Origin of the sequence: Sporosarcina koreensis (assembly GCF_042655825.1) — a bacterium.
Classification (GTDB): domain Bacteria; phylum Bacillota; class Bacilli; order Bacillales_A; family Planococcaceae; genus Sporosarcina; species Sporosarcina koreensis.
The window spans coordinates 116,512-132,196 of record NZ_JBHSNP010000029.1 but is presented as its reverse complement, the minus strand read 5'-3'; the positions used below and the strand labels follow the sequence as shown (position 1 = coordinate 132,196).

The 15,685-nt window shown below is 43.4% G+C and carries 6 protein-coding genes; all 6 read left to right on the top strand.

What is annotated here, in order from left to right; genetic code table 11:
• Nucleotides 1–13 precede the first annotated feature (13 nt).
• The 6 genes from ACFPTP_RS16430 to ACFPTP_RS16405 all read left to right on the top strand — a co-directional run bounded on the left by ACFPTP_RS16430 (nucleotide 14) and on the right by ACFPTP_RS16405 (nucleotide 15,657).
• Nucleotides 14–1,303, top strand: coding sequence for a nucleotide sugar dehydrogenase (locus ACFPTP_RS16430; protein ID WP_381447041.1), 1,290 nt, complete (start codon nucleotides 14–16; stop codon nucleotides 1,301–1,303).
• 425 nt (nucleotides 1,304–1,728) lie between these two features.
• Complete coding sequence (locus ACFPTP_RS16425) at nucleotides 1,729–4,554, top strand: S-layer homology domain-containing protein (RefSeq protein WP_381447038.1); 2,826 nt, start codon at nucleotides 1,729–1,731, stop codon at nucleotides 4,552–4,554.
• Nucleotides 4,555–4,912: 358 nt separating this feature from the next.
• Nucleotides 4,913–8,935: a S8 family serine peptidase gene (locus tag ACFPTP_RS16420; RefSeq protein ID WP_381447036.1), complete on the top strand. Its 4,023-nt coding sequence runs from the start codon at nucleotides 4,913–4,915 to the stop codon at nucleotides 8,933–8,935.
• A gap of 504 nt (nucleotides 8,936–9,439) precedes the next feature.
• Nucleotides 9,440–11,290, top strand: coding sequence for an S-layer homology domain-containing protein (locus tag ACFPTP_RS16415; protein ID WP_381447034.1), 1,851 nt, complete (start codon nucleotides 9,440–9,442; stop codon nucleotides 11,288–11,290).
• A 176-nt stretch (nucleotides 11,291–11,466) separates the two neighbouring features.
• Nucleotides 11,467–12,909 carry an S-layer homology domain-containing protein gene (locus ACFPTP_RS16410; RefSeq protein WP_381447032.1) on the top strand — a complete coding sequence of 481 codons (1,443 nt, stop codon included), beginning with the start codon at nucleotides 11,467–11,469 and terminating at the stop codon, nucleotides 12,907–12,909.
• Between the two features lie 348 nt (nucleotides 12,910–13,257).
• On the top strand, nucleotides 13,258–15,657 hold the full coding sequence (locus tag ACFPTP_RS16405; protein ID WP_381447030.1) for an S-layer homology domain-containing protein: 2,400 nt from the start codon (nucleotides 13,258–13,260) through the stop codon (nucleotides 15,655–15,657).
• Nucleotides 15,658–15,685: the final 28 nt, after the last annotated feature.

The following is a 15,685-nucleotide window of genomic DNA, read 5'->3' as shown; positions in this document are numbered from 1 at the left end:
GGAGTCAATCAATATGAAAAAGTCAATTTGCATCGTCGGTCTTGGGTATATCGGGTTACCGACAGCAGTCATGTTTGCCAACCACGGCCATAAGGTTCACGGCGTCGATATCAATGAAAGCGTAGTGGAAAGCATCCGCAACAAACAACTTCATATAGAAGAGAACGGTCTGCAGGAACGGTTGGACGAAGCGATCGACTCGAACATGTTCACCGTTTCCACAACACCTGTAAAGGCAGATGTATTCATACTTGCAGTGCCTTCGCCGATCAGTGAAGACAAAACAGCGAATCTCGAATACATTAGAAGCGCATCGAAAGCGATTGCGCCATTCGTGGAAAAAGGGAACCTCGTCATTCTTGAGTCGACGGTTCCGCCGAGAACTGTACAAGATGTCGTCATCCCGGAACTCATTCCGACAGGGCTCGAAATCGGAACGGACCTATTCGTCTCCCATTCACCTGAACGGGTCATTCCTGGCCGTGTTTTCGAAGAACTCATCTCGAACGACCGTATCATCGGCGGCGTCAACGAAGAATCCGCTAAAATGACATCGGACCTATACCGTTCATTCGTCAAAGGACAAATGCACGAAACGGATGACACGACTGCCGAACTCGTCAAAGTGATGGAAAACACATACCGCGACGTCAATATTGCGTTGGCGAATGAACTTGCAAAACTTTCCGCAACGATCGGCGTGAACGTCTGGGAGGCAATCCGTCTTGCGAACTTCCACCCGCGCGTCAATATTCACCAGCCAGGGCCGGGAGTCGGAGGCCATTGCATCGCTGTCGACCCATGGTTCCTCGTTGAATTGAATCCGGAAATCGCGAAGATCATCAACCTGTCACGCAAGACGAACGACGGGATGCCAGCCTATACAGCAGATTTGCTTACGACAATATTGCAGGCCAAAGGGATTGAGACAAACGAAGCGAAGGTGGCAGTGCTCGGTCTTGCTTTCAAAGGGAACATCGACGACATGAGGGAAAGTCCGTCCATCGACGTTGTAGAGGAATTGCAGAAGAGGGCGTTGAATGCCGTAGCATTCGACCCGCATATCAAAAAGAACAATCTTGAAATCCAGACGCAAAATATGGATGAGGCTTTAGAAGGGGCAGAGGCAGCCATCATCCTGACAAGCCATGATGAATTCAAGAATCTCAATCCAGCACAAATCGCCGATAAAATGAATAGAAAAATCATTATCGATACAAAGCAGTGCATCGACCGGGAGAAATGGCAGGCCGCCGGCTTTGAAGTGTATGTGTTAGGGGATTCGAAAAACAGTCCGATGTGAAAGAAAGAGTATTAATAGATTTAGCTAGAAAGGCCGGTGTTTATGCCGGTCTTTTTACATTCCAAGTCTCTAAAGTTGAATGATTGGTGCTAGAATACTCGAAAAACATTCCGTTTTAAGCAGTATAAATGGCATCACAGCGCATATACGACGAATTTTCAGAAGATAGTTTAATATGGCTTGAATTATTTTTAAAGTTTGCTATACTTGTAAAAGAGCGACATGCCGTATGACGTATTTTAATAAACTTCTAATTTCTAATAGTTTCATTCTACTATTCTTATATAGTAAAATGGACCCCACTTGAAATTAAAAGTAGATTATTATACGCATTGTTGGTATAATTCATATTGAATCTTGTACACTAGTAGATTCATATGAAAGCTTCATAAAATGTAACCATACAATAGGGAGGAATTCTACACATGGCTCATCAACCAAAAGCCTACAAAAAGTTTGTAGCTTCGGCTGCAACAGCAACACTAGTTGCAACAGCAATCGTACCAGTTGCTTCAGCGGCAACAGCATCTGACTTCACGGATGTAAACAGCAATTACAAGGATGCTGTCACTTACCTAGTTGAACAAGGCATCACTAATGGTAAAACAGCTACGACTTTCGGCACTACTCAAAACATCACTCGCGGAGATGCTGCGGTGTTCATCGCACGCGCTCTCAAACTAGATGTTGACGGCGCGAAAGACCAAGGTTTCACAGACCTTAACAACCGCGTTAAGAACGCTGTTAACGCAATCGTAGAAGCGAAAATCGCTGGCGGTAAATCAGATACTAAATTTGATCCGGATGCAAACATCACTCGTCAAGAAATGGCGAAAATGCTTGCTAACGCTTACGGTCTAACTGCTAAAGAAAACGCTAACTTCAAAGACGTGAACAGCAACTGGATCGGTTATGTTTCCGCTCTTAAAGAAGCCGGAATCACGCTTGGTAAAACAGAAACAACTTTCGCTCCAACAGCTAACCTTACACGTGGAGAGTTCGCTCTATTCATGTACCGTGCTGAAGGTGCTCCGGCAGTTGGTGTAGTTGCACTTTCTTCTGTTAAAGCTATCAATGCTAAAACAATCGAATTAACATTCAACAAAGCTGTAGAGACTGATAAAGCGGCAGTCGAATTACTACGTGATTCATTCAAACAAAACGTTACACTTAAGTGGGCAGACGATAAAAAATCTGTTCAATTAATTGGCGCTGGTAACTTCCAAGCTGGAGACTACACAGTCAATGTAACTGGTTTAGGTGATAAAACTTTAACTGGTTCCGTTAAAATTGAAGCGCAAAAAGTCTCTTCAATCCAAATTTTGAGTGATGTAGCTGTACTTTCTGCTAATCCAGATGGTGGTTTAATCGATAATGAAACTGCAACTGTTGGATACGTAGTAAAAGATCAATACGGTACAGACATTACCAAAACAACAGATTTGACTACAAACGACAGCACGAATGTAAAAATCAATACAAAAGGCACAGTAGATCTAACAGGATTAAAAGGTAAACGTATCGGAGATTTAGTTCCTGTAGTATTAGTTCATGCACAATCAGGCACAACAACATCTGCGACACTGAAATTATCAGCAGCTGCAACTGTTGCAGATATCTCAGTTGATGGAGTTTACAATGCTAAAGGTGAAAAAGTAGATCTAAAAGATAATACAGTAGCTTCAGATGTATACTTAGTTGTGAATCTAAAAGATCAGTATGGTAATGCAATCGCACCAGCAAACTCTTCAGATACAGCTACAGGTGTAATTGTTACAAACACAAACCCATTAGTAGCTAAATTAGTAGATGACAAAGTGACAACTGCTACTATTGATGGAAAAAACAAGTTCGTTGTCAAATTTGGTAAACTAAATAGTGATACTGAATTTAAAGGCGGTTCTGCAGAATTGCTATTCATCCTAACAATGAATGGTAAGACTTTCAACCACACAGTTAATGTTGTAGAAACAAAAACTACAGATGCTGTATCATTAGGCCAACCTCAATATGCTGTTGTGGGTGAGGCTGTTAAATTGCCAATCACTGTTCTTGACAAAGAAGGCAATGTAATTACTGATAAAGATCTATTGACACATGCAACTAAAGGTATCAAAGTAAATGGTTCTCCAGCAACAAAAGCAAACATTGAAGTGAAAGACGGCCAAGTTTACTATAACTTAGGTAACCCTACTGTTGCTGCTAATTCTTATGCAACTGCTACAGTTACTACTTCAACAAACAAAGTTTCTACAATCACGTATAAAGTTAATGAAGCAGCTAAACCAGTTGCAGTTCGTGGCTTGAAGAAAGCATTAGTTGTTAAGTCCGGATCTTCTACAGTTATCGATTTTGCTAAAGTTAATGTGGAAGACCAATATGGTCGTACAATGACAGCTTTACCAAATGGCTATTCTGTAGAAGTTGAAAACATTGCAAGCTCTGCTAACCAAGTTGTAACTGTTACTGATAACAAAACAGTAGTAGCGGGAGACAAAAATGGTGCAGCAACGCTTACAATCTATTTGAAAGATGCAAGTGGAAAAGTTGCAAACTCTGCAGTTGAACAACAAGTTCGGGTAACAGATGGTAAGGAATATTCCGACTACGAGGTTGCTCAAGTTGGTAAAGTTCAAGTTGGCGCGGCTAAGGCATTTACTGTTAACGGTATTTTAGGTAATGGTAAAGTAAAGCTTGATACTACTGAGTACACTGCTGAAGTAATTGGTGCTAAAACTGCTAATGCTGATGGTGGTAAAATCACTGTGACAGCTTTAGACGAAGAAGGCAAATTGAATGATAAAGAACTTACTCTACGAGTAACAATCAATGCTACTGGTAAAGTAATCGAACAAAAATTCATTGCTTCAAAAGCTCCTAAAACTGTTCAAGACTTCTTCTTTACAACAGAATCAGTAGATTTTGATGATGCAGAAGCTATCACAGATGCACTTGTTGCAGGCGATACTTTCACGATTGCAAGCGAAATTGTTGATGAAGATGGAGATGCACTTGCTTTGTATGTTGCAACTACGGATCAATACGACAATGATGCATTAGTTAAAGCTGATGCGGCTTCACCAGTAGTTACAATCGTTCCTACTAAAGCTTCCGATGTTTCAATTACTGGAAATGGTACATCTGGTGCTAAAGCAGTATTAGCAACTGGCGTAAACCAAACTGTATTAACAGTAAAAGTAAAAATCGGCGATGCAACGAAAGAATTGAAAGTCACATTGAAGAAAAACTAATTAACATTTGTTAAGTGAACTGACATCAGTCAATTCATATACCTCAATACTATTCTCTTAATAGTGTTAAAGAAAAACCCTCGAATCTAAAATTGATTTGAGGGTTTTTCGCGTTTTAAAATGCTTATGATATATGAGAATTTGTATATTGTGGATACTGAAGGGGGGCAGTCAAGCTCCTCTTTTTTTCTTTTACATAACAAAGAATATTACTAGACAAGCAATCATATATTTGAGGGGAAGGATACAAGCTTGTCCATTTATATGCGTAGTATCTGGATTGTTACCGCGGAAAACCCTCGGACAATCAGTTGAATGGGTCATCCGCAAAAACTATTATTCTAAGGGGGAAGGGGTATTGTACAGTAAGAAGGTTCTAAAGTTTTTGAGTACAATGCTGGCTGTATTTATGGTCTTGTCATTGCTCACACCGATGCAGGCTTCGGCTAACACAACAGCACAGCCATTCAAAGAACGGGGTACGGACGAAAGTATCCACCAGATGAAGATGGCTGTCGCACAACAGCTTGAGCTGTTGAAAAACGTTCCAACCCTGCACAAAGACCTTCAAGGGTTAAAAGGGGAAGAAAACGTTGACGTCATCATCCAACTTTCGGAAGATGCAGTAGCCTTGGCTGAAGGAAAGCAAAAAATCAATAATAAGCCTTTTACCGCGGCTGAACGAACTGCCGCACTGACAAAAGTAAAGCAGCAACAAACGGCTGTGAAAAAAGAAATGTACGCAAATAACCTGATCGAACAAGAAGGGTTTTCCTACGAAATCGTCCTGAACGGATTTGCTGCAACTGTAAAAGCGAAAAATCTTGAAAAATTGCTTAGTATCCCAGGCATCACATCCGTAGAGCCGGATATTGAAGTATATGCAATGGAAGATACAGCTTCACAAGATACCGACTACGAGGCGATGATGAATACAAGCATATCCTTCCTTGGTATTGAGCGGATTTGGAATAAAGGCTTCAAAGGAAATGGCATCAAAGTAGGTGTTCTGGATACGGGGATCGACTACAACCACCCAGAATTCGAAGGGATTTATAAGGGCGGATGGAACTTCATCTCCCATGCCAATTCAGCAGACTATACAAAGCCGCGAGATGAGCGGGATCCATATGAAACAACTCCATCTGAACGTCCAGCCGCCAAGCCGGAATTCAACGCTAATGGAAGTTCATTCTACACTTCCCACGGGACACATGTCGCTGGTACAATCGCAGCCCTCGGCAAAAATGAGTATGGCATTTCGGGCATCGCCCCGCAAGTGGACCTACATGCATACCGTGTTCTAGGCGCATATGGCAGCGGGTCGAACGCGGGGGTGATTGCAGGGATAAATAAGGCCGTTGAAGAAGGCATGGATATCATTAACTTGTCTCTTGGCGGAGGTAGCAATACATCCGTAACAGCTGACACAATCGCTATCAACAATGCCATGCTTGCAGGAACATTGGCGGTCATGGCTACAGGAAACTCCGGACCGGGGCGCGGGACGATCGGCACGCCTGCAGCTGCTGCACTTGGTGTAGCTGTCGGGAACACGACAAATCCGGAAACGCAATTTGAAGCAACTGTCGACATAACGGCAGGTGCTTATTCAAAAGAATCCAATATGAAATTGATGGGGACGACATTCGGGGCAAACCTATCGCAGCAGCTTGCTGGTGAATTTGAAATCGTTGCAATCCCGGGTGTTGGCAAACCGTCCGACTACGCAGGTTTGGACGTTGCAGGAAAAGTAGTCCTCGTTTCCCGCGGCGAAATAGCATTTGTCGATAAGATCGCTGCTGCGAAAGAAGCAGGAGCTGCAGCCATGCTGATCCATAATTTCGGGGGAGGAACAAATGCACCAGGTCCATCAGGTACTTTCCTGGGGGATGCTTTCGAGTTCATCCCGGCATTTGACATGTCCCAGACAGAAGGGGATGCGTTGCGTGCTGCGCTTGCTGCAGAAGCCGGAAAAGTTTCCTTCGACAATTTCACTTCAAAAAGCTCTGCAGGTGACGAAGTGAACAATTCAAGCTCACGCGGCCCGACGACCCCGAATTTCGACATTAAACCTGACGTCACTGCACCAGGGACGAATATCATGTCTACCATTCCAATGTATGGAAAAGATAATCCTGCTGCAGATTATTCCAAGGCATACACACGAAAAACGGGAACATCGATGGCAACTCCGCATATTGCTGGGATTGCTGCGCTCATCATGAATGCGAATCCAGATTGGACACCATTCGATGTAAAGGTTGCCTTGTCAAACACAGCAAAAGTATTGGATACGGCAAAATACGATGTGTTTGCACAAGGTCCGGGACGCGTCCAGCCATACGATGCCGCATTCCCGAAAGCACTGGCATATGCGGAAGACCGCGTTGTATCCGATGGTGTTGAAGTCGATAACCATAAAGGGACAGTCACATTCGGAAACCTAGAGAAAGTTAAAGATGGAGACATCTCCGTTACTAAACAGATCAGGGTGAAAAAACTGTCGGGAGGGCCGAGCAATTTCGAAGTGAGTGTCCAAGTGACAAAGGCATTTAAAGATGCGAAGTTGACAATTGATAAACCGACATTCACGCTTAATGGTGAGCAATTGTTGAATGTGACATTGACAGCATCCAAATCAACAACCGCTACAGGAAATGAATTCTTGGGCTATATTCACCTACGGGACGGTCAAACGGAACTTTCATTGCCTTTCGCGGTGGACTTTTCGCCAAAAGCTCCTGCAACTGGAATGGGGGATTATGCGCTTACCGAAAAAGATCTTTCATTCAATGGGGATGGGGTAAAGGATGTTGGACGTCTGGAGTTCACATTACTAAGCAATGTAGCGACGAACTACATTGAACTTTGGGATATCCAGGATCCGGAAGGCGGATATTATGAAGATGGATATATCGGCTATCTGCACTCCGGTTCATCATTGGCAGCGGGAAGCTATTACTTGGAGATAGACGGTGAGTATGCACCATGGGGCGGTACGGGACTTGAAAGTATTCCAGATGGCATCTATACGGTTGATTTTACAGCGCTGAACCTTGGCGCTGGCCCGACAATCATCGAGGCGTGGGACGGACCACTCTTCGTCAAGAGTACCTCTGCTGTCATCGAGTCTGAAGGAACGCATGTGGCAGATGCACCGACCTATACATTCAGCGGTAACCTGGTCGACAAGTATATCGACTATCAAGAACTACTAGCTGAATACGGGCTTGGCTATAACCTGAATACCAAACTCGCAACAACATACGAAGCGGCAGATGAAGCAGGAAATATCGTCTCCAGCGGCCCGGTGAATCTTGCACAGGATGGAACCTTCACATTTGAAGTGACAGGTTTGGCGAATGGTGTGAACACGGTCACGATTTTCGTCGAAGACGCAGCTGGAAATAAATCCGAAGCTTCATTCGATGTGGTTTATGATGCAGCTGAAGAACCTGGAGAACCGGCTCAAACCCTATCTGTCACACCTGACAAAGTGACCCTGAAAGTTGGCGACACCAAACAACTTGCGGTCACTTCAACGCAAAAAGAAGATAAAGTGGAGAAAAAAAAGGATGTAACAAAAGACGCTGCATATACCGGCTATGACGAAAAAGTCATTAAAGTGGTAGAAGGGAAAATTGAAGCATTAGCGGTAGGAGAAACGGCAATTACAGTAACGTACGGAGAAGAAGACGTCACCGTAACTGTGACAGTCGAGAAAAAAGATGTAGTCCTGCCGCCATATTACCCGCCATATACACCGCCTGTAGATCCAAAACCTGAACCTAAGCCTGAAGAAAAACCGGTAACCAAACCAGTAATCTTCACGGACATTGCCAACACATTTGCGGCGAATGAAATCAAGGTTTTAGCCGCAAGAGGCATCATCCAAGGAAAGACGGAAACTGAATTCGCACCCAATGCACAAATTACACGTGCGGAATTTGCAGTTTTCCTTGCAAGAGCACTTAACCTTCCAACGAAGGAGTATGAAGGCAAATTCAGCGATGTTATTGCCAGCAAGAAATGGGCTTATGCAGGCGTGGAAGCGGCAGCACGTGCAGGTATTGTCAACGGAACAACAGACGGGAAATTCAACCCGGACGCACCGATCAAGCGCGAAGAAATCGCTGCGATGGTCGTCCGCGCAATCGAATACCAAAACAAAGAGAAACTGGCAAACCTTGAGAAGCCTGCTAACTTTGGCGACCATGGATCGATTGGCAATTTTGCAATTGACGCTGTCTATAAGGCAACATCACTAGGCGTTATCAAAGGAAATGAAGGAAACTTCATGCCGAAGAACAATGCAACACGTGCAGAGGCAGCAGTTATGCTATACCGTGCATTGGATACTTTGCAATTGTTAGACTGATGAAGGTAAGAAAAAGGGGGGGGGCTGCGGCTCCCTCTTTTTCATATGTTAATTAATCCACTTCAAAGAATAATGAAAAAATTTATTGACGGGTTTTAATGTGGATGGTAAATTAGATTTAATATCTTTTCTGAAGGTTCAGCACTTCGGAGAAGTACCAGAGCGATATGCGGAAACATATCGCTCGGGTCCCATAAAATCTATACCCACCTTGTTTGCGAATTTTTTGCAGATCAGGTGGGTTTTCGTTTATTACTGAGGTCAATAAGATAGAAACGTAATTCTTTTAAACTATAGGAATGTGGGAGGAAGAGCTTTCCTGGATGAGGAGTCTGTCAATATTTCAATTGTGGTATGGAATAGGCACTCTTTTTCCAAGATGTGATTATATTGTACTAAGAGTCGCAGCGAAAATTCGACAAAATATACCGATTTGCTTGTTTAGAATTGTGTTTTATATTAGACTATTAATCACGTAGTAAAAATATATAGTGGGGTGAAGAAATGTCTGGAAAAAATCAAGGTGCAAAAGTATTGAAATCAGTAATGATCGGAACAGTAGCGTTGACGCCTGTAATTGCTATCGGTCTGAATGCCAATGAGGCTACAGCTGCTGAAAATTTAACGACCGGTGAAAAAGCATCAATCAAAAAATTTATCGATAAATTCAATGCGTTGGATGCCGACAAAAAAGAACTGATTCGAATTGTCATGCAAGAACTAGCGAAAGACCCTTCGCAATCTATTGAAGCGGATTATCAAAAAGAAGTTGGTCCGGCATTCAAGACTCTACTGACATTCGATACTGTTAACAAAGTAACTACACAAAATCTTGAAGCCCGATATAGCGACTTTAAAAACGCTGTTCGTGGAGCTAAAGAAGATGTTACTTCAGAGGACCTCGTAACCTATTTCGATAGTGTGATCGATGGCTTAGCTATGGCAGTCGGGGAACTAAAAAGTTCTGATTACCGTGACTTGGCAGGGTCGGGTCTATATGATAAGTTATTGAAGGTCTATGAAGAAAATGCAGTTCCTGCTAGTTTAAAGCCTGTCATAAAGCGCCCTGATTTTACAATAATCTCTGGCATCCAATCAGCTTTTAATGCATACTTACCTCCTGTGGACGGTGGCGGAGGCGGAGGCATAATAATCCCTCCAACAACACCACCAGTAACTGGCGGCGGTGCTGTTGAAGTTGACGGTTCGACTGTTGTAAGCAATCCACAAGCGGTGATTGATATAATCGAAAAAGCAGCTAAGATCGAGGTGCTTGCGATTAAAGTACCGACAGGTTCAACGGAAGTGGAAATCCCTGCAACTATCCTGGCTGCACTTGATAAGAAGAACAGCGATGCTGTAGTTGTACTTCAATTTGGCGATATAGCTTATGAATTGCCTGTTAACGCATTCGATTTAGCTGAAGTGGCAAAAGACTTGGAGGTTACTTCTATTGAATTGAAACTTAACGTATCCGTTGAAAAGGTGGACAACCCACTTGCTAGCAAAACAGCTTACAAAGTACTCGCTGATGCTTTTGACTTCAACGTATCGGTTGTAGCGCCTGGCGGGAAATCAGTTGAATTGCATGTGTTCCCGACGCCAATCAAGCGCACATTGCCAGCAGTTTCTACTTTGAACCCACATTCAACAGTAGGTGTAACAGTGGATGCAAATGGTAAAGTGACAGCGGTGCCGACATATGTAAATACAGACAATAAATCTGCTGACCTATATCGATCAACTAACTCAGTGTACACATTGATCGAGCATTCGAAGTCGTTCACTGATATTACCGCCGGTACAAGCTGGGCGGAGGAGTACGTTGACAAGTTGGCTTCCCGCATGGTCGTGAACGGTAAAACGCAGACGACTTTTGCTCCAACATTGAAGATCACTCGTGGTGAATTCGCAGCAATCCTTTCCCGCGGTCTTGGCATCGTGGCAATGGACAAAACAGCGAATTCCTTCAAAGACGTATCAACGAGCCAAGCATTCAACCAAAACGGCGAAATCGCTGCAGTCGTTGAAGCAGGAATCGTGGCAGGATACACTGACGGCACTTTCCGTCCATACGAAGAAATCACTCGCGACCAAGCGGCAATCATGATCAGCCGTGCAATCGACTATGTAGGTGCAGATAAAGTGACATTCGACACGAAGAAAGCTTTGACTGCATTCAAAGACAGCAAGGAAATCGGTGCAGCTTCACGTAAGCACGTTGAGCGCGTCTACCAAGCCGGCTTACTTGACGGCTACGTTGACAACACATTCCGTCCGAACGCGGATGCAAACCGTGGCCAAATGGCGAAAATCATCTACAACTTCCTTGCAGAAATCAAATTCATCAACTAATTACGAACTGATCAAACCCTCCAATGCGTCTAAGCAATTGGAGGGTTTTTCCTTGTTCTCTATTAAATATGAGCAGTTGGCCTTCGACTCTTCCCGATCGCTTAGCCTCATATTCCTGACATTCCTTTCAAATTGTTTGACATTATAGTAATCTACTAATAGGGAGGGGAAGCGGATTGAGAAAAATCATTACATTTTTAGTAGCAGCAACACTATTTGTAACTAGTGGTGTTGGAACTGCCAAGGCTGAGGGTTTTTCAGATGTAAGCAACACCTATCAATTCTATGAACATATCAATTATTTAGCGAATCAAGGAGTCATCAAGGGGAAAGAAGGGAATCGATTCGCTCCGGGCGACGTAGTCACGCGTGCGGAGGCGGCAGTCATGATTGCTAGGGCGCTGGACTTGCCGACTGGAAATAGGGTTACCATTTTCACGGATGTCAGCAGTCAAAGCTTCGCATCGGGTGCAATCCAATCGGCCAATGACGAAGGGATCATCAAAGGCTACACCGATGGCAAATTCAAGCCGGATGAAAAAGTCACAAGAGGGGAAATGGCAATCTTCCTTACGCGTGCCTTTAAATTGACGGAAGAAGAGCCGATGACATTCACCGATGTTCCGGTAAGTTCTGCAGGCTATGCGTACATACCGAAGATCATCGCAGCTGGGATCACGCAAGGCTATTCGGAATCGACATTCAATCCGGATAAGCCGGTCACACGCGCACAATTCTCTGCATTCCTTGCACGTGCCACGAACGAGCAGCTGCGCCTGACTGTTCAATCCTGCGGCTACGTTCCGGCAAGCAGGGTGAATCCGGATCGCCAGACGCTAAATTGCCTTGTAACGAAAGCGGCAAGAAAAGCGGATGTTCCACCTGAAATCGTAAAAGCGATTGTCGAAGTTGAAAGCGGATGGACGCATTATCTTAGCAACGGTGAACCACTCATCAGCTCAGACAACGGAATCGGTCTCATGCAAATTACGAACAGAACCGAATTTGACACAGAACGTCTCAAATATGACATTGAGTACAATATCGAGGCTGGCATAAAAGTCCTTGCGGATAATTTCAAGCGTACGGATCTGCCGAACATCGGCACGAACAACCGTCATGTCCTTGAACACTGGTACTTCGCGGTAATGGCCTATAACGGAACAAAGCCGATGAACAGTCCATTTTACCAAGCGACTGGAGATAGAAACCTGAACGCATACCAAGAGAAAGTCTATCGCAAAATCAGCAATGGCTTCGTCACGCCGAATATCGCGACCATCAACATGACAATTGCCGATTTCACGTACGACGGAACAACAACAGACAATATCCAATTCAATAAGAAAGCTTTCACAATGACTGGCTCCAAAACGATGTCGGCTGAACTATTGAAAGAGGGGTCCGTCGTCAAGTACACCGGAAAGGGATTAAGATCCAAGCCAAGCTCCGGAACTGATTCAATCCTGACGGGAACGGGAGATACATATACACTCATCGGTGGACCCGTCTACGATACGAATCCTAACTCTTCCAATCAATACATCTGGTACCCGGTAAAGACCGTCCACAATGGTAAGGTGCAAACAGGCTTTATCGCTGCACCTTATATTAAATAAAAATAAAGAAGCCCATCAACATGGATGGGCTTCTTTTTATTGCTATTTTATCATTAAAACTTTTATTTGATTATTTAATTAAACAGATTAATATAATCTACTATAATTAAACTATTTAAATAGAAATATAGATGAATATTTATTTAACCTTAGTTATATAGTTAGCGTTGTCATAATAAGGTTTAAACAGGAATGTATAATAGAATAACTAAATAACTTTGTTATAATATGGTGTCGAATCCAATGTTTTATATTGGATTTACCGGGTAATAGTTGGTAAGATGAAACTATATTCCTTTCCAAGTTTACTATATTGGTGAGAGATACAACTAGGAGGAAACCTACACTATGAATTCAAAGATGTACAAAAAGATTATGGCATCGACTGCTACTTCAGCATTTGTTGCATCCGCTATCATTCCAGCAGCCATGGCCGCTGCACCAACTAATTTTAAAGATGTAAATTCGAACTATAAAGAAGCGGTAGATTATCTAGTAGCGCATAACATTACAAACGGTGTGAATGCGACTGAATTTGGCACAACACAAAATATCAAACGTGGCGACGCAGCTGTTTTCATTGCGAGAGCCCTTGGATTGAACATAGAAAATGCTAAAGATCAAGGATTCAAAGATTTGAATAATCGTGTCAAAGGCGCGGTTAATGCCATTGTAGCGGAAGGAATTGCATCGGGTAAAACGAAAGAATCTTTCGCTCCTGACCAAAACATCACGCGTCAAGAGATGGCGAAGATGCTCGTGAATGCGTATGACTTGACTGCTGAAACGAAAGCGGATTTCAAAGACGTCAATTCCAATTGGATCGGTTTTGTTTCTGCACTTAAAGATAACGGCATTACAAAAGGGAAAACGGAAACAACTTTCGCACCGGAAGCTAATTTGACGCGCGGTGAGTTTGCGTTGTTCATGTTCCGTGCTGAAAATCTTGAAGAAAAGGTAACAACACCTGAAATCACTTCTATTTCTGCAACGAACCCAACGACAGCAACAGTTTCGTTCAATACGAAAGTAGCTTCATTGAAAGCGGCAGATGTTAAAGTGAAAAATACGTCTACGAATAGCAACCTAGTTGTAAAATCCGCTACTCTCTCTGAAGATAAAAAGTCTGCTGAAATCACATTCTATGAGCCTGTAACGGCAAACACAACATACGCTGTTGAAGTCACTTCAGGAACGACGAAGCTAAACGGGGAACTTGCAGTCGGCTCATTGAGCGTTGAAAGCATCGTGACGGAAGATCAAACCATCCCTGCAAACGTTGCAACAGAAATTGCTTTCAAGTTGGTTGACAATAAAGGTGCAGATGTCACTGCACAATTTAAAAACCAAGTAAAATTCGTTTCGAACGCAGCAATCTCAAACGGCAAAATCACACTTGCCAAAGGTACTTCAACTACAGTAAAAGCTGTCTATGAAAAAGACGGCAAAGTCGTAGCTGAGAGCAAAGTTGTAACGATTAAAGCAGAAGCGAACACGCCTGCAAAACTAGCAAACTGGACAGTTTCGACAACTGCTCCTAATTTTAAAGACGATAAATTCAAACGCAACACGATTGTGTATGCGGATCAAAAAGCGAAGCTCTATACCGAAGTGGTTGATCAGTTCGGAGCTGTTTTGGCGAATCCGACCGTTACATTCGAATCCCTTACTCCGAAAGTTGCCGTAGTTGACCAAACGACTGGAGATGTTCAAATCTTAGGTACAGGAAAAGCGCAAGTAAAGATCACTGTCAAAGATGGCGATAAAGTTGCATTTGAAGAAGTCGTTGCCTTGGATGTTCGGGAAGTGCCTGCTGTTAATACATTGTCACTTAGCCAATCTACACTTGCTTTGTCAACAAACGATACGGCAGGAATGGAAGTCCAAGCGACAGTTCTTGATCAATTCGCCAATCCGATTAAAGACGAAGCAGTTACTGTGAAAGAAAAAGTGGCTCAAAACGATACAGCTGCACTCACGATCACGAACTCTGGTTCGAAAACGAATGATGAAGGCGTCTTGAAATTCAATGTTGCTTCAAAAGCTGATGCGAAAGTCGGCACTCGCACTGTAGAAGTGACTGTTGGTACAGGACAATCAGCTGTGACAACTACACTTGCTGTTGAGATTAAGAAACCGGGTGTATTTGCTAGATACGATGTACGTGGGCTTGAGTCTACATTGGACTTGAACGCGGCTGCAAAAGCAAACACGATGGAGCTTGACGTATTATCGGTTGATGCGAATGGGTTGATGATCAAAGCAGAGACTCCGACAGTAACTGTGAAAAACGCTAAAGGTGAAACGGCAACAGCTGTAACGGTTGATGGCAATAAGATCACACTTGGCGCAGGCGCGAAAGCTGGGGATGTCTACACGGTCGACGTAAAAGTGGCTGGAGTGACTGTTAAAACTCATTCATTCACAGTTGTCAACTCGACTGCAACAGCAGTTGAACCATCCATCCTCTTCACTTCTTCTACAGTCAATGTGGCTGCAGGCGAAGAACTTGCGGATGCGATCGCTAAGATCACGCAGTTGAAAGATGCTAACGGCTATACAGTAGCAAGCGTCAAAGGTGCTTCTGCAAACAAAGCAGTTGTTTCATTTGCAGCTGATGGTACATTGGAGAAAGCTGCTGCCGGATCGACGAAAATCTACGTGAATTCAGTAGTTCTTACAGATGGTCAGAACACTAAAACAATTCCATTGGATTCTATCGTAGACTTAACGGTTAACGTTAAGTAAATATATAATATAAGTATTGAATACCTTC